14 protein-coding genes are annotated in these 20,069 nt (G+C 71.7%); 13 read left to right on the forward strand and 1 reads right to left on the reverse strand.

The features are described 5' to 3' along the window. The first annotated feature begins 25 nt into the window (after positions 1 to 25). The 10 genes from dapA to LV79_RS30530 all read left to right on the forward strand — a co-directional run bounded on the left by dapA (position 26) and on the right by LV79_RS30530 (position 14,831). Positions 26 to 952, forward strand: a complete 927-nt coding sequence (gene dapA, locus LV79_RS30485; protein ID WP_253841738.1) for a 4-hydroxy-tetrahydrodipicolinate synthase — start codon at positions 26 to 28, stop codon at positions 950 to 952. 36 nt (positions 953 to 988) lie between these two features. Continuing rightward, positions 989 to 2,494 (forward strand): 5-carboxymethyl-2-hydroxymuconate semialdehyde dehydrogenase, encoded by a 1,506-nt coding sequence (gene hpaE, locus LV79_RS30490; protein ID WP_253841739.1) that lies wholly within the window; start codon positions 989 to 991, stop codon positions 2,492 to 2,494. Between the two features lie 162 nt (positions 2,495 to 2,656). Continuing rightward, the gene (locus LV79_RS30495; protein ID WP_253841740.1) at positions 2,657 to 3,316 is read left to right on the forward strand and encodes an SDR family NAD(P)-dependent oxidoreductase; all 660 of its coding nucleotides are present in this window, start codon (positions 2,657 to 2,659) and stop codon (positions 3,314 to 3,316) included. Continuing rightward, entirely contained in the window at positions 3,313 to 4,101 is a 789-nt protein-coding gene (locus tag LV79_RS30500) for an SDR family NAD(P)-dependent oxidoreductase (RefSeq protein WP_253841741.1), read from the forward strand. Before LV79_RS30495 ends, LV79_RS30500 begins: the two co-directional genes overlap by 4 nt. 85 nt (positions 4,102 to 4,186) lie before the next feature. Next, the gene (locus LV79_RS30505) at positions 4,187 to 4,594 is read left to right on the forward strand and encodes a type III secretion system chaperone family protein (RefSeq protein WP_253841742.1); all 408 of its coding nucleotides are present in this window, start codon (positions 4,187 to 4,189) and stop codon (positions 4,592 to 4,594) included. A gap of 603 nt (positions 4,595 to 5,197) precedes the next feature. Continuing rightward, a complete protein-coding gene (locus LV79_RS30510) occupies positions 5,198 to 9,343 on the forward strand; it encodes a Pls/PosA family non-ribosomal peptide synthetase (RefSeq protein WP_253841743.1) in 4,146 nt (1,381 codons plus the stop codon). Next, positions 9,340 to 10,710 (forward strand): diaminobutyrate--2-oxoglutarate transaminase family protein, encoded by a 1,371-nt coding sequence (locus LV79_RS30515; protein WP_253841744.1) that lies wholly within the window; start codon positions 9,340 to 9,342, stop codon positions 10,708 to 10,710. Before LV79_RS30510 ends, LV79_RS30515 begins: the two co-directional genes overlap by 4 nt. A 1-nt stretch (position 10,711) precedes the next feature. Continuing rightward, positions 10,712 to 11,986, forward strand: coding sequence for an aspartate kinase (locus tag LV79_RS30520; protein WP_253841745.1), 1,275 nt, complete (start codon positions 10,712 to 10,714; stop codon positions 11,984 to 11,986). 379 nt (positions 11,987 to 12,365) lie between these two features. Further along, positions 12,366 to 13,157 carry an MOSC domain-containing protein gene (locus tag LV79_RS30525; RefSeq protein ID WP_253841746.1) on the forward strand — a complete coding sequence of 264 codons (792 nt, stop codon included), beginning with the start codon at positions 12,366 to 12,368 and terminating at the stop codon, positions 13,155 to 13,157. A 153-nt stretch (positions 13,158 to 13,310) separates the two neighbouring features. Further along, positions 13,311 to 14,831 (forward strand): adenylate/guanylate cyclase domain-containing protein, encoded by a 1,521-nt coding sequence (locus LV79_RS30530; protein WP_253841747.1) that lies wholly within the window; start codon positions 13,311 to 13,313, stop codon positions 14,829 to 14,831. 38 nt (positions 14,832 to 14,869) lie between these two features. Here the strand turns inward: LV79_RS30530 and LV79_RS30535 are convergent, their stop codons facing one another. Further along, positions 14,870 to 17,182 carry an Hsp70 family protein gene (locus tag LV79_RS30535; RefSeq protein ID WP_253841748.1) on the reverse strand — a complete coding sequence of 771 codons (2,313 nt, stop codon included), beginning with the start codon at positions 17,180 to 17,182 and terminating at the stop codon, positions 14,870 to 14,872. A gap of 102 nt (positions 17,183 to 17,284) precedes the next feature. Here LV79_RS30535 and LV79_RS30540 point away from each other — a divergent pair, with 102 nt between their 5' ends. The 3 genes from LV79_RS30540 to LV79_RS30550 all read left to right on the forward strand — a co-directional run bounded on the left by LV79_RS30540 (position 17,285) and on the right by LV79_RS30550 (position 19,957). Then, positions 17,285 to 17,905: an L-threonylcarbamoyladenylate synthase gene (locus LV79_RS30540; RefSeq protein ID WP_253841749.1), complete on the forward strand. Its 621-nt coding sequence runs from the start codon at positions 17,285 to 17,287 to the stop codon at positions 17,903 to 17,905. Between the two features lie 73 nt (positions 17,906 to 17,978). After that, positions 17,979 to 19,121, forward strand: a complete 1,143-nt coding sequence (locus LV79_RS30545; RefSeq protein ID WP_253841750.1) for a hypothetical protein — start codon at positions 17,979 to 17,981, stop codon at positions 19,119 to 19,121. Positions 19,122 to 19,198: 77 nt separating this feature from the next. Beyond that, entirely contained in the window at positions 19,199 to 19,957 is a 759-nt protein-coding gene (locus LV79_RS30550; RefSeq protein ID WP_253841751.1) for a Calx-beta domain-containing protein, read from the forward strand. Positions 19,958 to 20,069 lie beyond the last annotated feature (112 nt).

The following is a 20,069-nucleotide window of genomic DNA, read 5'->3' on the forward strand; positions in this document are numbered from 1 at the left end:
GCGAATGTCTACACTTGGAGACGAAATGAAGTTCCGCGCCACCCCGTCGTTGATCAAGGGGTCGATCGCCCCGGTCGTCACCCCGTTCACCGCCGATGGCGCGGTGGACACCGATGGCCTGCGCAGGCTCGTGCGCTGGCAGCTCGAGTCCGGCTCGCACGGCATCTCCATCGGCGGCTCCACCGGTGAGCCCAGCGCGCAGAGCGTGGCCGAGCGGATCGCGGCGATGAAGGCCGTCGCCGAGGAGATCGACGACCGCGTGCCGTTCCTGCCCGGCACCGGCTCCACCAAGCTCGAGGAGACGCTGGAGATCACCGAGGCCGCGCACAAGCTCGGCGCCGACCTCGCGCTGGTCATCACCCCGTACTACAGCCGCCCCACCCAGGAAGGCCTCATCGCCTGGTACGGCACCGTGGCGCGCGAGTTCCCGGACCAGCCGATCGTCATCTACAACGTGCCCTCCCGCACCGCTGTGGACATCGCGCCGGAGACCGTGGCGACCCTGCGCCGCGCCCACGACAACATCGTGGGCATCAAGGAGACCACCAAGGACTTCGAGCACTTCTCGCACGTGCTGCACCAGTGCGGCCGCGACTTCCTGATGTGGTCGGGCATCGAGCTGCTGTGCCTGCCGCTGCTGGCCATCGGCGGCATCGGCTTCGTCAGCGCGCTGGCCAACATCGCCCCGGCCGCCGTGGCCAAGATGTACGAGCTCTACGTCGCCGGTGACCACGACGGCGCGATCGACCTGCACTACCAGCTCGCGCCGCTGGTCGAGCTGCTGTTCGTGGAGACGAACCCGGCGCCCGCCAAGCACATCCTCAAGGACCTGGGCCTGATCGAGAGCGGTTTCGTCCGCGCCCCGCTGATCGAGCCGACCCCCAAGGGCCTCGAGCGCATCAACGCCCTGCGCGCCCAGGCCGAGCACCTGCTGGTCCGCCCCTCCCTCTAGCAAGCGCCCCGAGCCGACCCCCACCTAGGAGCAACCATGGCCGAGCAGGCTGTTCCCCGTCCCGTCGACCTGCCCAGCGACCTGCGGCACTTCATCGACGGCAAGCCCGCGTCCAGTGTGGACGGTGCGACCTTCCCGGTCGCCGACCCGGTGACCAACGAGGTCTACGGCCGCGTCGCCGCCGGTGACGCCGCCGACATCGACCTCGCCGTCGCCGCCGCCAAGCGCGCGTTCACCGATGGCCCCTGGCCGCGGCTCTCCGCCCGCGAGCGCGCCAAGATCCTCAACAAGATCGCCGACGGCATCGAGGTGCGCGCCGAGCGCCTCGCCGAGCTGGAGACCTTCGACACCGGCCTGCCGATCACCCAGGCCCGCGGCCAGGCGCACCGCGCCGCCGAGAACTTCCGCTACTTCGCCGACGTCATCGTGGCGCTGCACGAAGAGGCCTACATCGTCGGCGACAAGCAGGTGAACTACGCGATCCGCCAGCCCGCGGGCGTCGCGGGCCTGATCACGCCGTGGAACACCCCGTTCATGCTGGAGACCTGGAAGCTGGCCCCCAGCCTCGCCTCCGGCTGCACCGTGATCCTCAAGCCCGCCGAGTGGTCGCCGCTCTCGGCGAGCCTGCTGCCGGAGATCATGGCCGAGGCGGGCGTGCCCGACGGCGTGTTCAACCTGGTGCACGGCATCGGTGAGCAGGCCGGTGCCGCGCTGGTCGCCCACCCCGACGTCCCGCGCATCTCCTTCACCGGCGAGAGCGGCACCGGGCAGATCATCATGCGCACCTCGGCGGAGAACCTCAAGGAGGTGTCGATGGAGCTCGGCGGCAAGTCGCCGTGCGTGGTCTTCGCCGACGCCGACTTCGACCGGGCCGTCGACGCCGCGGTGTTCGGCGTGTTCTCCCTCAACGGCGAGCGCTGCACCGCCAGCTCCCGGGTGCTCGTCCAGCGCGAGATCTACGACCGGTTCGTCGAGGCGCTGGCCGCCCGCGCCGCCGCGGTCAAGGTCGGCCCGCCCGCCGACCCGGCCACCGAGGTCGGCGCGCTCATCCACCCCGAGCACTACGCCCGGGTGCTGGAGTACGTCGAGATCGGCAAGCGCGAGGCCCGCCTGGTCGCCGGTGGCGAACGCCCCGCGCACCTGACCGAGGGCAACTTCCTGCAGCCGACGGTGTTCGCCGACGTGCGCCCGGACGCCCGGATCTTCCAGGAGGAGATCTTCGGCCCGGTCGTCGGCGTCACCCCGTTCGACACCGAGGAAGAGGCCATCGAGCTGGCCAACGCCACCAAGTACGGCCTCGCGGGCTACGTGTGGACCAAGGACCTGCAGCGCGGGCACCGGGTCGCGCGCGCCGTGCAGTCGGGCATGGTCTGGATCAACTCGCACAACGTGCGCGACCTGCGGACCCCGTTCGGCGGCATCAAGGCCAGCGGCGTCGGCCAGGAGGGCGGTGTGCACAGCATCGACTTCTACAGCGACGTGCGCGCCATCCACGTGGCCGTCGGCGACCTGCACACCCCGCAGTTCGGGAAGCAGGCCTAGTTCGGCAAGCAGGGCTGGTTCGGCAAGCAGTGGTCACAGCCTCGCGGCTCGGTCCCGGACCGGGCCGCGAGGTTGGCGCCGGGCGAACATTCGTTGTCCGGCCGCGCACTAGTGGCCCCGGCCGTGGCGGAAACCACTCGCCCGGGAATTAGCGTGCCCGCCATGGGCAGCATGGGCGGGAAGGTGGCACTGGTCACCGGGGCCGGTTCCGGGGTGGGCGCCGCGATCGCGCGGCTGCTCGACGCCGAGGGCGCCACGGTGGCCGTGCTCGACGGGGACTCCACCGCGGCCGAGCTGGCCTCGCGGGTGCTGCGCCGGGGCATGGTGGTGCGCGCGGACGTGGCGGACCCGGTCCAGGTCGACGGCGCGGTGCGCGCGGTGGTCGACCACTTCGGCAGGCTGGACGTGCTGGTGAACAACGCGGGTGGCCGGGAGTGCGGTCCGGTCGGCCCCGGCTCCACAATGGACATAACGGACGAGCAGTGGCACACCGCGCTCGCCGAGGGCCTCGACGGCGCCTTCTACGCCACCAGGGCCGCGGTGCGGGCGATGAAGGGCCAGGGCGGCGGCGCCATCGTGACCGTCGCCGCGCGGTGCGGGCACCTGGCCCAGCACAGCGCGGTGGACGGCGCGATGCGCGGGTTCACCGCCGCGGTGGCCAGGGACGTGGCCCCGTTGGGCATCCTGGTCGGCGGGGTCGCCCCCGACTGCGCGGACTTCCTGGTGCCCGACGACATCGCCGCCGCCGTGCTCGAGTGGTTCGGGCCCGGTGGCGAGCGGCGCAGTGGACAGACGATCACGACGAGAGGGACGAGCGGATGAGGTTCGCGGACACGGTGGTCCTGATCACCGGTGCTGGCACGGGGATCGGCGCGGCCACGGCCAGGCGGGTCGTCGCCGAGGGCGGCAAGGTCGTGCTGACCGGGCGGCGCGAGGCCCCGCTGCGCGAGGTCGCCGACCCGCTCGGCGACGCGGCGCTGGTGGTACCGGCCAACGCCGCCGACGGCGCGGCCATGAAGGCGGTCGTCGCCGCGGCCGTGGAGCGCTTCGGGCGGCTGGACGTGGTGGTGGCCAACGCGGGCGGCCACGGCCTCGGGTCCGCGCTCGACACCGACGACGCGAGTTGGGCGCAGGCCATCGAGGTCAACCTGACCACGGCCTTCGTCACCATCCGCGAGGCGCTGCCCGCGCTGTCGGTGCGCGGCGGCTCGGTGGTGCTGGTGTCCTCGCTGGCCGGGCTGTTCGCCGGTCCCGCGGTGGCCGGGTACGTCACCACCAAGCACGCGCTGATCGGCCTGACCCGCTCGATCGCCCGCGACTACGGCAAGCACGGCGTGCGGGCCAACGCGGTGTGCCCCGGCTGGGTGCGCACCCCGATGGCCGACCTGCAGATGGACGAGCTGGCCGCCGCCAAGGGAACCGACCGCGACGGCGCCTACGGCATCGCCACCGAGAACGTCCCGCTCGGTCGCCCGGCGACCTCGGAGGAGGTCGCCGCGGTGATCACCTTCCTGGCCTCCAAGGACGCCGCCATCGTCAGCGGCGCCGTGGTCACCGCGGACGCCGGGTCCAGCGCGGTGGACCTGCCCACCATCGCCTTCGACTAGGACCGGGCTCGGGAGAGGCCAGGGGCGTCGCTCCTGGCCTCTCGCGTTCCCGGGCCCTGCGCGACCGGTCCGCTACGCTGAGCGCATGTCGACGTGGCGCGATCTGGTCCAGTACGTGTCCGAGGAGTACGAGGTCATCTCCAGCGAGGGTGACGAACTGCGGATCCTGTTCAACTTCGAGGCCTTCGACGAGGACGACGAGCGCACCCAGGTCGTGATCATCGCCCGCGAGGTGCTCGACGCCAAGCACGAGTGGGTGCAGATCGCCTCCCCGGTGGGCCTGGCCGAGAAGGTCGACCTGCGCGCGCTGCTCACCGAGATCGGCCAGTCGTCGATCGCCTGCGGCGCCGCGATCATGGGCGAGCACGTGGTGCTGCGGCACTCGCTGCCGCTCAAGGACCTCGACATCCACGAGTTCACCGACCCGCTCGAACTGCTCGCGGGCACCGCGGACCAGATCGAGGAGATGTTCTTCGGCGGGGACAACTACTAGACCCGCTCGACTTCCCACCACAACCCCATCGGCCGAGTCCGGTGGGGTTTTTCACGTTCCCGGCCCGGGTGGTCGCGACCTGATTGTCCGGTCTGCGAAACCGCGTCAGGGGATAGCGGGGCAATGCGCACAGGGAAAGGCGCATCCTGCCACGGAGTCGCGTTCTTCGCCGATCGGTGCCGCCGAGTGCCGTAACGCCGGGTATGCGCCATGGGTGGGTGTTATCACCTGTGCTTATCATCCAGGCTCCCCGGTGCCACGTGCGGATCATACCGCTGCGACGTTCGGACCAGCTCGGACCTCGGGCCCACCGCCGCATTTCGAGTAATCGGACCGCGGTATGCGGGCGTGTTATGGATAGCGTCGAACGGGTGTCCTGAATTTAGTTGTCCGAACATTCCCAGAATGGGAACCGGTGGGAATGCTAGTCCTTTCGGGTTGGCTTTGTGAATTCCTCCACCCACAAGGGGGTGCATGTGGTTGCTTAGCAACAGCTATGTTTCGCATGTCGCCCACATCTGCGACAACTGTGAATCGTGTGAATGCCGGTCGGTGGTCCGGCGTGGAATCCGCGCGCCCACCGCGAGGTGAAAGGAATTCATTATGATCGCACCGGAGTCCGTCGCGGTCGTCGACGACGCCGGGGTCCTGGTCGGCGCGGGCTGCGCGCACGGCGCGCGCTGGCGGCACGGGGACCGGCTGCAGCACCTGCTGCGGCGCTCCGACCGGGTCGCGGTGGACACCGGCGACCTGGTCCTGACCTACGCCGAACTCGACGACCGGGCCAACCAGCTGGCCAGGTACCTGCTGAGCAGGGGAGTCGGGGCGGGCGACCGGATCGGGCTGCTGTTCGACCAGGCCTGGCGCGGCTACGTGGCCATGCTCGCCGTGCTCAAGGTGCACGCCGCCTACGTCCCGCTCGACCCCGGTTTCCCCGCCGACCGGATCGCCTACATCGTCGGCGACGCCGATGTCGCGCTGGTGCTCACCCAGCAGCACCTGGTGCCGCTGCTCGGTCGCGGTGAGACGGCCGTGCTCGGCGTGGACACCGCCGCCGAGGCCATCGCCGCCCGCGACCCCGCGCCGCTCACCGACGACGAGCACGGCGGTCCGGTCGACGACCTCTGCTACATCATCTACACCTCGGGTTCCACCGGCAGGCCCAAGGGCGTCGCGGTGGAGCACGCCAGCATCTGCAACTTCGTCCGGGTCGCGGGCGAGGTGTACGGGCTGCGCCCCGACGACCGGGTCTACCAGGGCATGACGATCGCGTTCGACTTCTCCGTGGAGGAGATCTGGGTGCCCTGGGTGGTCGGCGCGACCCTGGTGCCCCGGCCGGGCGGCGCCGCGCTGGTCGGCCACGACCTCGCCGAGTTCCTCGTCGACCGCGCCGTCACCGCGCTGTGCTGCGTGCCGACCCTGCTGGCCACCCTGGACGACGAGTTACCCGGGTTGCGGTTCCTGCTGGTCTCCGGCGAGGCCTGCCCGCGCGACCTCATCGCCCGCTGGCACCACCCCGACCGGCGCTTCCTCAACGTCTACGGCCCCACCGAGGCCACCGTCACGGCCACCTGGACCACCGTCGACCCCGACCGCCCGGTCACCATCGGCGTCCCGCTGCCCACCTACTCGGTGGTCATCCTCGACCCCGACCGCACGACCGCGCTGCCCAGGGGCGCCACCGGCGAGATCGGCATCGCGGGCATCGGCCTGGCCCGCGGCTACCTCAACCGCGACGACCTCACCGGCAAGGCGTTCATCGCCGACTTCCTGGGCATCGACAACAACCCGTCGGGCCGCATCTACCGCACCGGCGACCTCGGCCGGGTCGACGCCGACGGCCACATCGAGTACCTGGGCCGCATCGACACCCAGGTCAAGGTGCGCGGCTACCGCATCGAGTTGACCGAGATCGAGTCGGTGCTGCTCACCGCGCCCGGTGTCGTGGCGGCCGTTGTGGACACCCACCGGCCGGACGCGGGCACCGTCGAACTCGTCGGCTACTACACCTCGCGCGGCCCAGCGGGCCGGGACACCGCAGGCCGGGACTCTGTGGGCCGGGACTCTGTGGGCCAGGACTCTGTGGATCAAGACGCCGCGGATCAGGATGCCGTGCGCGCGCACCTGCGGGAACACCTGCCCGCGTACATGGTCCCGGCCTACCTGCAGCGGCTCGACGCCATCCCGATGACCCCGAGCAACAAGGCCGACCGCAAGAACCTGCCCGCCCCCAGCGGTCCCCGTCGGCTCAGCGCCAAGGACCACGTGGCGCCCGGGACGTCGATGGAAGCCGCGCTGGCCGAGGAGCTGGCCGCCGTGCTCGGCGTCGACCGGGTGTCGGCGCGCGGCCACTTCTTCACCGACCTCGCCGTGGACTCCCTGCTGATGTCCCGGTTCTGCGCCAGGATCCGCAAGCGCGACGACGTGCCGACCGTGACGATGCAACAGGTCTACCAGCACCCCTCGATCCACGACCTCGCGACCGTCCTCTCCGAGACCGTCCCCGCCGAGACTGTGGCGGTCGACGAGGTCGAGCCTCCTGAGCCGATCAAGGACTGGCGCTACCTGCTCTGCGGCGCCGCGCAACTGGCGTTCCTGCTCGGGTACGTCTACTTCGCCGCGCTGGTCCTGGATGTCGGCTTCGGTTGGGTCCTCGCCGGTGCGGGCCTGCTCGACGTGTACGTGCGCGCGGTGGCCTTCAGCGGCGCCGGGTTCCTGATCGCCTGCACGGTCCCGATCGCGCTCAAGTGGTTGCTGGTCGGTCGGTGGAAACCCGGCTCGTTCCGGATCTGGGGCCTGGCCTACTTCCGGTTCTGGGTGGTGCGCTCGCTGATCCGGTTCAACCCGATCCGGTTGTTCACCGGGTCCCCGCTGCTCGCGCTGTACCTGCGCGCGATGGGCGCGAAGGTCGGTTCCGGCGCGATCATCCTGACCAGGAACATCCCGGTGTGCACCGATCTGCTGACCATCGGCGACGGCGCGGTCGTGCGCAAGGACACCTGGCTGGTCGGCTACCGGGCCGCGGCTGGGATGATCACCACCGGGCGGGTCACCATCGGCGCGGGCGCCTACCTCGGCGAGGCGGGAGTGCTCGACATCGACACGGAGCTCGGCGACGGCGCCCAGCTCGCGCACGCCTCCTGCCTGCCAGCGGGCGCCGCGGTCCCGGCGGGGGAGCGCTGGCACGGCTCACCGGCCCGACCGACCACAGTGGACTTCCGGTCCCACATCACCGCGGACGTCACCCGGTGGCGCCGGTTCGGCTACAGCTTCCTGCAGGTGTTCACCACCGTCGCCTGGTCGCTGCCGGTCGTGCTGCTCATCGGCGCCCTGCTCGCCGACACCTTCGCCGGTCTCGTCCCGGCCAACCCGGGCAGTGTCGCCTTCTACGCGATCCAGCTGGCGGCGGCGGCGATCTTCTACGTCGGCGGCGTCATCCTCGGCCTGCTCGTGGTCACCACCGTGCCGCGCCTGCTCAGCCGCCCGCTCACCCCGGGCGAGGTGTACCCGCTCTACGGCTTCAAGTACACGTTGCAGCGCACCATCACCCGGCTGACCAACTCGCGCACGAACCTCTACCTGTTCGGCGACAGCTCCTACATCGTCGGCTACCTGCGGCTGCTCGGGTACGACCTCGGCCGCGTCGAGCAGACCGGCTCCAACTTCGGCGTCGAACTCAAGCACGACTCACCGCTGCTGAGCGGGGTGGGCAGCGGAACGATGGTCTCCGACGGCCTGTCGATGATCAACGCCGACTACTCCGGGACCGCGTTCCGGGTGCGCCGCGCCGACATCGGGCCGCGCAACTTCCTCGGCAACAACATCGTCTACCCGCCCGACGCCCGCACCGGGTCGAACGTGCTGCTCGCCACCAAGGTCATGGTCCCGGTCGACGGACCCCGACGCGGTGACACCGGGCTCCTCGGCTCGCCCGCGTTCGAGATCCCGCGCACAGTGCAGCGTGACACCTCGTTCGACCACCTCAAGTCCGGCGACACCTTCCGCACGCGGCTGGCCGCCAAGAACCGGCACAACCTGGCCACGATCGGTCTGTTCACGCTGGTCCGCTGCGTAGAGCTGTGGGCGCTGGTGGTGATCAACGTGATCGCCGCAGGCCTGTACCCGCGCCTGGGCACCGCGGCCACCGCGCTCGGGCTGCTCGCCACCTACCTGTTCGTGGTGCTGTTCGGGGTCCTCGTCGAACGGGCCGTCCTCGGGTTCCGCCGCCTGCGCCCCCGGTTCTGCTCCATCTACGACCCGCTGTTCTGGCGCCACGAGCGGTTCTGGAAGCTCAGCGCGGGCCGCTACCTGGCCCTGTTCAACGGAACCCCGGTGAAGGTGCTGCTGTGGCGGCTGCTCGGCGTCCGGATGGGGCGGCGCGTGTTCGACGACGGCAGCGCGATCCCGGAGAAGACCCTGGTGACCATCGGCGCGGACTCCGTGCTCAACGTCGGCAGCGTCGTGCAGGGGCACTCCCTGGAAGACGCGACCTTCAAGTCCGACCACATCGTGCTCGGCGCCCGCACCACCGTCGGGGTGGCCGCGTTCGCCCACTACGGGGTGCGGGTGGCCGACCGCACCACCGTGGACGCCGACTCCTTCCTGATGAAGGGAAGCGAGACCGGCACCGGGTCCCGCTGGCGCGGCAACCCGGCCACCGAACTGACCCGGCACGCGCCCACCGGACCCGAACCGGTCGTGCCGATCGCGAACCACCACGCTGCCAAGAACACGGGAGTGAGCCGATGACCGACCTGATCGCCGAGATGACCCAGCCGCGTGTCGACGGCGCCCTACCCGGGCCGGGGTCAGCGGCCTACCTCGCCCGCCAGGCGCGCACGGAGTCCAACGCGCGCAGCTACCCCAGGGGCCTGCCGATCGCCATCGAGCGCGGCGAGGGCAGCTTCGTGCGCGACGTCGACGGCAACGTGTTCATCGACTTCCTCGCGGGCGCGGGCGTGCTCTCGTTGGGGCACAACCACCCCGAGCTGGTGCGCGCCATGGTCGAGCAGGCGGGGGTGCTGACCCACGCGCTCGACTTCCCCACCCCGGCCAAGGACGCCTTCGTCGAAGCCCAGTTCTCCATGCTGCCGCCCGCCATGCGCGCCCGCACCAAGATCCATTTCTGCGGGCCGACCGGGGCGAACGCGGTCGACGCGGCCATCAAGCTGTGCAAGACCGCCACCGGCCGCGGCGACATCATCTCCTTCCAGGGCGGGTTCCACGGCGCGAGCCACGCCGCGATGGCGGTGACCGGTCTGGTGTCGCAGAAGCAGCCCGTCGCCAACGGGATGCCCGGCGTGCACTTCCTGCCGTACTCGTCGTGCTCGCGCTGCCCGCTCGGGTTGCGGCCGGACACCTGCGAGACCAACTGCGCCACCTACTTCGAGAACGCGCTGCGCGACCCGAACGGCGGCCTGCCCAAGCCAGCCGCGGTGATCATGGAGCTGGTGCAGGGCGAGGGCGGTGTGGTGCCCGCGCGGCCGGAGTTCGTCCGCCGGGTCCGCGCGGTGACCGCCGAGCTCGACATCCCGCTCATCGTCGACGAGGTGCAGACCGGCTGCGGCCGCACCGGCACCTGGTTCGCATTCGAGCGGTACGGGATCACCCCGGACGTGGTGGTCGCGTCCAAGGCGCTGAGCGGCGTCGGGTCCCCGGTCGCGGTGATCCTCTACGACGAGCGGCTCGACGTGTGGAGCCCCGGCGCGCACACCGGCACCTTCCGCGGCAACCAGCTCGCCTTCGCCGCGGGCACCGAGGCCGTGCGGATCGTGCGGCGCGACAACATCCTGGGCAACGTCGTCGCGCGCGGCGAGCAGGTCGCGGACCGGCTGTCGGTGCTGCACGCGCACCCGCTGGTCGGCGAGGTCCGCGGCATGGGGCTGATGTGGGGCATCCAGCTGCTCGACGCCCCCGACGGCACGCCCGCGTCCGCGCTGGCCGCCGCCGTGCGCACCGAGGTGCTCAACCACGGCCTGATCCTGGAACTCGGCGGCCGCGACGACACCGTCGTGCGGCTGCTGCCCCCGCTCAACGTCACCGCGGAGGTCCTCGACACCGCGTGCGACATCCTCATCGCGGCCATCGGCGGGCTGCCGCACCAGGAGCGCGGTTGACATGGCCCTCGTGGTGCAGAAGTACGGCGGGTCCTCCATCGGGTCGCCGGAGCGGATCCGGCGCGTGGCCGAGCGGGTCGCCGCCACCCGCGCCGCCGGGCACGACGTGGTCGTGGTGGCCTCCGCGATGGGCGACACCACCGACGAGTTGCTCGACCTCGCCCACCAGGTGTCCCGGGCGCCCGGGTCGGCCAGGGAACTGGACATGCTGCTCACCTCGGGTGAGCGGATCTCCAACGCGCTGCTGGCCATCGCGCTGACCGACCTCGGGTACCCGGCGTGCTCGCTGTCGGGGCCGCAGGCGGGGGTGTTCACCACACCGGAGCACGGGTACGCCCGCATCGTCGACGTGCTGCCGACCCGGGTCCGCCAGGAGTTGGACCGGGGGCAGGTGGTGCTCGTCGCGGGCTTCCAGGGGCTGTGCAAGGACACCGACGACGTCACCACGTTGGGGCGCGGCGGGTCCGACACCACGGCCGTCGCACTGGCGGGCGCGCTGCACGCCGACGTCTGCGAGATCTACACCGACGTCGACGGCGTGTGCACCGCCGACCCGCGGGTCGTGCCCACCGCCCGGCTGCTCGACCGCGTCCCGTACGCGCAGATGCTCGAACTCGCCGCGCACGGCGCGAAGGTCCTCATGCCGCGCTCGGTCGAGTACGCCCGCAGGCACGGCGTCGTCGTGCACGTGCGGTCCTCGTTCACCGACCGGCCGGGGACCGTCGTCGCCGACCGGGCCGACCAGGAGGTGCAGATGGAGAAGACCGCCGTCACCGCCGTGGCCCACGACCGGGGCGTCGCCCTGGTCTCGGTGACCGGCGTCCCGGACGACGACCCGATCAGGCCCGCCCGCGTCTTCCGCGTCCTTGCCAACGCGGGGGTGGAGGTGGACATGCCCGTCCACAAGTCCACCCGGGGCCGGGTCGACCTGTCCTTCGCCGTGGCGCGCGGCTCGGCACCCGCCGCGGTCGCCGCCCTGCACGCCGCCGCCGACACCATCGGCTTCGCAGCGGTCACCAGCGACCACAACGTCGGCACGGTCTCCGTCGTCGGAGACGCCCTCACGGCCGACATCACCGCCACAGTCTGCGAAACCTTCGCCGCCCTCCCCACCCGCATCCGCCTGCTCACCACCTCGGAACTCCGCATCTCCGTCCTCTGCCCCGACACCGAACTCGACCGAGCCGTCCGCGCCCTGCACGAGGTCTTCGAACTCTCCACCCCCCTCACCGGCCCCCCGGCCACCGTCTACGCGGGCACCGGCCGAGGCTGGTGATCCGTTCCCTTCCGTCCCCGGGTGTCCAGCCGACACCCGGGGACGGTGCGGTGCCGTCGCCAATCGCCTGGCGACCGGGCACGTGGGTGAGTTCGCTGGAGCGGTGGTCGGCTCGCTGGAAACCGGGTGCGTGGTCCGTTGCGCCTGTCCCGACTTGTGGGCGTGCAGCGGCCGGATTCCCAGTGTTGGCAGGGTTAAATGGGAAGTACCGGTGCCGGTGGCAGGGATGATCCACTCGTTGGGGTGAGGTGGGTGGGGGGCGTGTAACGCCGTGGGGGTGGGGGGCGACCAGGTGAGTGCGGCCCCGGCCAAGTCTTCTGACAGCCCCCCGATCAGCTGGACGGGGCCGCGCTCCGCTCTTCCCGGTAGCGTCGGTGGGGTGATCACCGTCGTGGGGTTGCGCAGTTACCCGGTCAAGGGGTGTGCCGGGGTCGAGCACGTCGCGGTCGACGTGGGGTTGATGGGGCTCGCGCACGATCGGGCGTTCTTGGTGGTCGGGCCCGGTGGGGTCGGGCGCACGCAGCGCCGGGATCCGCGGTTGGCCGTGGTGCGGCCGGAGGTCGTGGGCGAGAAGTTGGTGTTGTGGGCGCCCGGGTTCGGGGAGGTCAGCGCGGTCGTCGACACCGAGGGGCCGCGCCAGGACGTCACCATGTTCGGCGACCCGTACCGCGGGATCGACCAGGGCGACGAGGTCGCGGGCTGGCTCACCGAGGTGCTCCAGGCGCCGAGCAGGCTGGTGCGGGTGCCGCCGGAGCACCACCGGGTGATCGAGGGGCCGACCTCGGGCGTGTCCGGGTTCGCCGACAGCGCCGCCGTGCACCTGCTCTCGCTCGCGTCGTACCGGCAGTTGTGCGAGCGCATCGGCGGCGCCGCGGTGCCTCTCGACCGCTTCCGGCCCAACATCGTCGTCGACGGCCTGCCCGCGCACGGCGAGGACGACCTGCGCCACTGCGCCATCGGCCCGGTGCGGCTCGGCTTCACCAGACTGGCCGTGCGCTGCGCGGTGGTGCAGGTCGACCAGACCGCGGGTACCCGCGCCGGACCGGAACCGCTGCGCACCCTGGCCGGGTACCGCCGCGCCAAGACCGGGGTCACCTTCGGCACCAAGCTCTCAGTCATCACCGGCGGCCCCATCGCGCTCGGCGACGAACTCGTCCCGCACCAGGTGTGACTCGGACATCCAGCAGGAAACGGAGATCGCCCGCGTCGGCGGTAGTCCTGTGATCCGAAGTGGAGGGTCTGTAGGTCCACACTGGACGGATGCGGGCGCGGTGACCGCACTCGCCGCGTAGTGGTGGGTACTGGCGAGTAGCCTGGGCCGGTGATGGCACAGCCCTTCGGGTCTCGACTGCTTGGTCCGGCGGACCAGGGTGGTCGCGCGCTGCGGGTCAGGGTGCAGGGGTTGCTCACGGTCACCCTGGTCATCGCCAACCTCATCGGGGCCGTGGTGGCCGTTGTGCTGTCCACCTGGGTCATCCCCGGGCCTGGTCCGGTCGCCGCGACCTGGGTGATGATCGCCGTCGGGGTGCCGTGCTACGTGGTGGTGGCGCTGGTGTTCGGCACCGTGTGGGGGACGGGGCGGGCGCTGCGGGCGGTGCGGTGGGCGATCGCGGATCGGGAGCCGACCGAGGGGGACCGGCGCGCGACGCTGCGGGTCCCGTTGCGGCTCACCCTCATGCAGGCGTTCCTGTGGGGCCTGGCGACCGCGCTGTTCACCGGTGTCGTCGCGGTCGTGCAGCCGGAACTGGTGTTCACGGTCGCGTTCACCTCCGGTTTCGCGGGGATCGTGGTGTGCGCCAACGCCTACCTGCTCAGCGAGTTCGCGCTGCGGCCGGTCGCGGCGAGGGCGGTGGGGGACGAACCGGCCGGCGGCGCGGGTGTGCGGGTGCGGATGCTGCTGTTCTGGTGCTTGGGCACCGGGGTGCCGGTCGCCGGGTTGCTGCTGGTCGCGGTGTTCGCCCTGCTGCGCGACACCGTGCCGAACACCCGGCTCGCGGTGACCGTGGTCGTGCTGACCGGCGTGGTGCTGGTCGTCGGGTTCCTGGTCACCGAGTTCACCGCCCGCGCGATCGTCGGCCCGGTCCGCTCCGTGCGCGACGGCATGGGGCTGGTCCGGCGGGGGCACCTCGACACCAGGGTCGCGGTCTACGACGGGACCGAGCTGGGACTGCTGCAGGCCGGGTTCAACCGGATGGCCGACGGCCTCGCCGAGCGCGAGCGGATCAGGGACCTGTTCGGCAGGCACGTCGGCCGCGAGGTCGCCGAGGCCGCGCTCACCGCCGACGTCGACCACCGGGTGCAGGACGTCGCCGTGGTCTTCGTCGACTTGGTCGGCTCCACCGCCCTGGCCGCCACCCGCCCCCCGACCGAGGTGGTCGACCTGCTCAACCGCTTCTTCGCCGTGGTCGTCGACGAGGTGGACCGCCACGGGGGAGTCGTCAACAAGTTCGTCGGCGACGCGGCCCTCGCCGTCTTCGGCGCGCCACTGCCCCTCGACGACCACGCGGGCCGCGCCCTCGCCACCGCCAGGGCCATCGCCACCCGCCTACCCCGCGAATTCCCGACCTGCCAGGCAGGCATCGGCGTCGCCGCGGGCCAGGTCGTCGCGGGCAACGTCGGCGCCCAACGCCGCTTCGAATACACCGTCATCGGCGACCCGGTGAACGAAGCCGCCCGCCTCACCGAACTCGCCAAGTCCACCCCCGGCAAACTCCTCGCCTCCTCCCAAGCCGTCGCCGAGGCCGCACCCAGCGAAGCCGCCCACTGGCACCTCACCGACCGCGTGACCCTGCGCGGCCGCACTGAGGAGACCCTTCTCGCCATTCCCCGCGAGCACGCTGAATGACCGGACTCAACATCGGGCTGTGAGGCCGCGCGGCGTTCTTACTCGGGGAGCCGGACCAAGGTCGCGGGGGTGGTGCGGGAGTCGCCGGGGGGTGTTTCGGGGGAGTGGAGGGCGAAGCCCTGGCCCACGGGTTCTAGCCAGCCCTCGGCGGCGGCTGCCTGGTCTACGCGGGTGCCGGTGACTCGGAGGATCTGGGAGGTTCCCTCGCCGACCTGGGCGCCCAGCCACAGGACGTCGCCGTCGACCCGGAGTCGGGGGGCTTCCGCCGGGACCACGGATGCCAGGTTGCCGAGCAGGCCGGGGAAGGTGCCCAGCGACCGGGGGGAGCGGTCGTCGTAGAGGTGCAGGGACAGGCCGCGGTTGGGGACCAGGGAGTCCTGCACCACCCCGTACATCCGGTTCGCCGTGGCGACCCAGCGGGCGGCGCCCGCGCGGGGGCGTTCGACGAAGAGCTTGCGGTCGGTGCCCGCGTAGGTCTCCAGGCCGACGTTGGTGCCCAGGTACCAGGAGTCGCGGCGCAGCACCTGGTGCACCCACAGGGCGGTGGCGTCCAACTGCTCGGCGACCACCGCGAGGGTCCCGTCGGCGTCCACCGTCGCCACCGTCTGGCTGGGCACGACCACGCTGGAGCGCAGCCCGGTCCGCCGCTTGGTGATCTTGCCGAGCACCACCGCCGCGCCCCTGCCGTCGCCGAGGGCGGTCGGGGGCACCGAGGTCGGCATGGCCGGGTCCAGCAGCCTGCGGCGGGTGCCGTCCTCGTTGATGTACCAGGTCGCGGCCGGGCCGAGCGGCCTGGGCGTGGGGTTGACCGGGGCGAACGAGGTCGCCGGGCGGATCAGCACGACCTGCAGGTCACCGGTCTCGCCCCAGGGCAGGCCGACCGAGTTGTCCACCGGCCTGGTCGACGGGCCGCGCAGGAACACCCAGCCCTGGCCGCCCTGGGCGACCAGCCACGGGTCGTGCGCGGTGAGCAGGTCGGTGGTCGAGCGGATGATCAGCTCCGGGCTCAGCGCGTGCACCCGCACCGCCTGCTCGCGGCGCTCGGCGACCAGCACCAGGTCCTCGGCGATGGTCCAGCCGGTCACCCGGGTCATCGGCAGCTCGCGCTCGACCCGGCCACCCCGGTCCAGCTTGCGCACCACGTGCCCGTCGGGCCCCGCGCTCCACGTGTACAGGGCGCCGTTGACGGCCTGGGCGTCGATCACGTCGGTGGCCAGCACGGACAGGCCCCCGCCCGGCCGCCGGGGCGCGGTCACCGGCCGGGCCGTCAGCGTCCGTTGCGCCCAGCGGGCCGCGCCGAGCGCCACCACCGTCTTGGGGTCCTGCCAGGTGCGGACCAGCCCGTCGTACTGCGCGCGCAGCGCGTCGCGCACCAGCGGGATCCGGCTCGCGCCGCCGGTCAGGAAGATGCCCCGCAGGTCGCCCGGCGCGCGGCCGCTGCCCTCGATGCTCTGCGCGAGCAGCCGGGTGGTGCGCCGCACGTCCTCGCCGACCAGGGCGTCGAACTCGGCCCGGGTGATCCGCACGTCGACGTCGGCGCCCGCGACGTACTGGCTGGCGTCCTCGTAGTCCGACAGCGACTCCTTGGCCAGCCGCGCCTCGGTCAGCAGCTCGGCGGCCGCGGCCAGCCAGCGCCGGTCCGGGTTGGTGCTCACCTGCTCCCACCACTCGGGCGCCAGCCGGGTCAGCTGGGCGCCGAAGTGGTGGAACACCCGCTCGTCGAAGGTCTCGCCGCCGATCTCCGGGTCGCCGCCGGGGCCGCCGACGACGGTGAACCCGGACCCCTCCACGGCCAGCACGGCGGTGTCGAACGTGCCGCCGCCCAGGTCGTAGACCGCGACGCTGTCCCGGCCCCCGATGCCGTCGGCGGCGTGGGTGTGGCTGTAGTGCACGGCGGCCGCGACCGGTTCCTCGATCAACTCGACCGGTCGACCCGGCAGCACGACCTCGGCGACCTCCAGCAGCACCTGCCGCTGCGCCGGGCTCCACGCCACCGGGTGGGTCAGCACCAGGGACGCGGGCGCGGCCCCGTCGAAGCGCCTGCGGGCCTCGGTGACGAACAGGTCCAGCAGCGCGGCCAGCGCCCGCTGCACGGTGACCGGCTCGCCGCCGAGCAGCATCGGGCGGCGGCCGACGTAGCGCTTGGGGTTGCGCTCGGCGCGCTCCGGCGCCCGGCCGACCATCCGCTGGGCCAGGGTGCCCGCGACCAGCCTGCCGGACTCGTCGAGCAGCACGGTGGACGCGACGCGCCGCTCACCGGAGACCTCGATCGACTCCACCCGCTCGGCCGTGGCGATCGCCGCCGCCGAGAAGCTCGTGCCCAGGTCGACGCCAAGACTCCACCGTGTCACGTCGCTCCCGCTCACTACTAGCCCATTCGTGTCCCTGTACAGGATCGCCTGTCGCCGGGCGGCGTTTCGGTCGGGGTGCGCCCAGGTCCGTAGACTCCCGCCATGGCGACGTACTTCGACGTGCACCCGGACAACCCCCAGCGGCGCTCGTTGGCGCAGGTCGTGGCCCTGCTGCGGGACGGCGGGCTGATCGCCTACCCCACCGACTCCTGCTACGCGCTGGGCTGCGCGCTGGGCAACCGGGAGGGCATCGACCGCATCCGGGCCATCCGGCGGCTCGACGACCGGCACCACTTCACCCTCATGTGCCAGGACTTCGCCCAGCTCGGGCAGTTCGTGCACCTGGACAACGCGGTGTTCCGCGCGGTGAAGGCATCTACTCCCGGTAGCTACACCTTCATCCTGCCCGCCTCGAAAGAGGTACCCAAGCGGCTGCTGCACCCGAAGAAGAAGACCGTCGGCGTGCGCATCCCCGAGCACACCGTCGCGCAGGCGCTGCTGGCCGAGCTCGGCGAGCCGCTGCTGTCCTCGACGCTGCTGCTGCCCGGGCAGGCCGAACCGATGGTCTCCGGCTGGGAGATCAAGGAGGAGCTCGACCACGTCCTCGACGCGGTGCTCGACTCCGGGGAGTGCGGAACGGTGCCGACTACGGTCGTCGACTTCTCCGCGGGCGAACCGGAAATCATCCGGCGCGGAGCCGGGGACACCACAAGATTTGAATAGCGGTTTTCGGTTGCACGGTGTGTCTCTGGCCACGATCGTTGTATAACGAGGGCATTACGCTACTGTCCACGCCGTGTCGGACCATGACCATTCACCCGATCAGCCGTTGCGCGCGGTGCCGAAGTTCCCCCCGCGTCCCGCGGAGCCGGTGTCCGCTCCCGCGATGATCGTGAGTGCCCTACCGGATGAGCTGCCCTGGACGCCCAGGTCGCAGCCGGAGGCCGCGTCGCCTCCCAGCACCACCCCCAGCCCCGTGTCCCCGCCGCCCGGCGCCGCGCTGACCGGTCCTGCATCGACCGCTACCGCGCTGTCCGCCCCGGCCCCGTCCGGCCCAGCCCCCGCTGGGCCCGCCCTGCCCAGCCCCGCCCTGCCCAGCCCCGCCCTGCCCAGCCCCGCCCTGCCCAGCCCCGCCCTGCCCAGCCCCGCCCTGCCCAGCCCCACGCTGTCCGGCCCCACGCTGTCCGGCCCCACGCTGTCGGGGTTCGCGCCGGTGGCTGGTCCCGCCCGGATGTCCGGTCCTGCATCGACCGGCGCCGTGCTGACCAGCCCCCGGATGGCCCCGGTGTCCGCTCCCGGGCTGACGCTGGAACCGACCACGGTGACCCTGCCGGTGACGCTGACCGAACCGGTGCGCGGTAAGCCCAAGTGGGTCTTACCCGTGACCGCGCTCTTAGTCGCCGCCGTGGTCGCCGCGTTTGTCGTGTGGCTGATCTCGGGTAACGACGACCCACCGCCGGTAACGCCAACCGCGCCAGCCAACGAGTACCTCTTCCAGCGGATGGGGGAGACGGTTGAGCCTGTCCGCGACAGTGACTGCGTCGAACACGCTTACGGCCAGGTCAAGCAGTTCCTCATAGCCAACCCGTGCAGGCAGTTGACCCGCGCGGTGTTCCTCACCGCCACCGACAGCGGCCGCACGGTCTATACCTCGCTAGCCGTGGTGCGCATGCCGGATAGGTCTACCGCCGAGAAGCTCGAATTGCTGGTGCGGCAAGACCAGACCGGCAGCGTTAACGACCTGCTGCGGGAGAAGAAGGTCACCGTCCCCGGGTTGGATCGCTTGAGCCGAGGTGGCTTCTCCGCCATGACGCTCGACCGGGACGTGGTCATCGCCGAATCGGATAGCGCTGACCGCGACGAGGACCCCGCCGCGCACAAGGCCGAGATGAAACGCGTCAGCGTCGAGGCGCTGCGGTTGGCCAAGGAACTCGGGTAACCGGACCACCTCCACAACCGCGCCACAACCGGGGTGCGCTAACCAGACCCGGGGCGCACTGAGAGAGGGGTAAGTCCATGAGGGCTTTGTTGCTCGCGGCGGCGGCGGTCGCTGTGGTGTTGCCAGTCGTACCGGCGCAGACCTGGACGACGGCCGCCTGCGGACCGGCGACGGTCTCCGCGGGTGACTACCGGCAGTACGAGGGGACCGGACCCGGCACCACCGCGTTCACCTTCCTCGTCACCGTGTCCACCGCCCCCGGCTGCACGGCGACGGGGTCGGTCAACTACGTCACCGAGCACGTCAGCACCACCCCGGCCGACCTCGTCGCCGCGTCGGGCACCCTCACCTGGACCGACTCGACCACGGCGGCCGCGGTGGTGGTCGGCGTGGTCCGCGACAGCGCCCCGGAACCGGAGGAGGCCTTCTCCGTCCGGCTCTCCGGCGCGCAGAACCTGGTCATCGCCAAGGACCGCGGCCGGGGGCAGATCATCGACGACGACCTGCCCCCCGTCGAGACCTCCCTGGACGGCGGCAAGATCTGCTGGCGCTACGAGGGCTCCGTCGACATCGGCGTGCACACCTCGACCCCGGCCCGCGCCCCCATCACGCTGCACTACCGGACCATCCACACCGGCACCAACCCGCCCGGGTACTACCCGGTCAAGGACGGCCTGATCACCATCCCGGTCGGCGCCACCAGGGGCACCGCCACCATCCGCCTCAAGACCGACCAGTCCCTACCCGACGACCAGTTCTACGTCGAGATCTTCTCCCCGTCGGCAGGCACCCTGGGCCTCACCAAGGTCCCCGTCACCGTCAAGACCAAGCGATAACCGCCTAGCGCCCGGGCCCGGCCACCGTCTCTGGTGGCCGGGCCCGCTCGCTTTGCTGGTACTCGCCGGCCCCGTCTCGCACCGGCTGGGCCCCGCTTCGCACTGGCTGGCA

The organism is Actinokineospora globicatena (assembly GCF_024171945.1).
GTDB classification, from domain to species: Bacteria; Actinomycetota; Actinomycetes; order Mycobacteriales; family Pseudonocardiaceae; genus Actinokineospora; species Actinokineospora globicatena.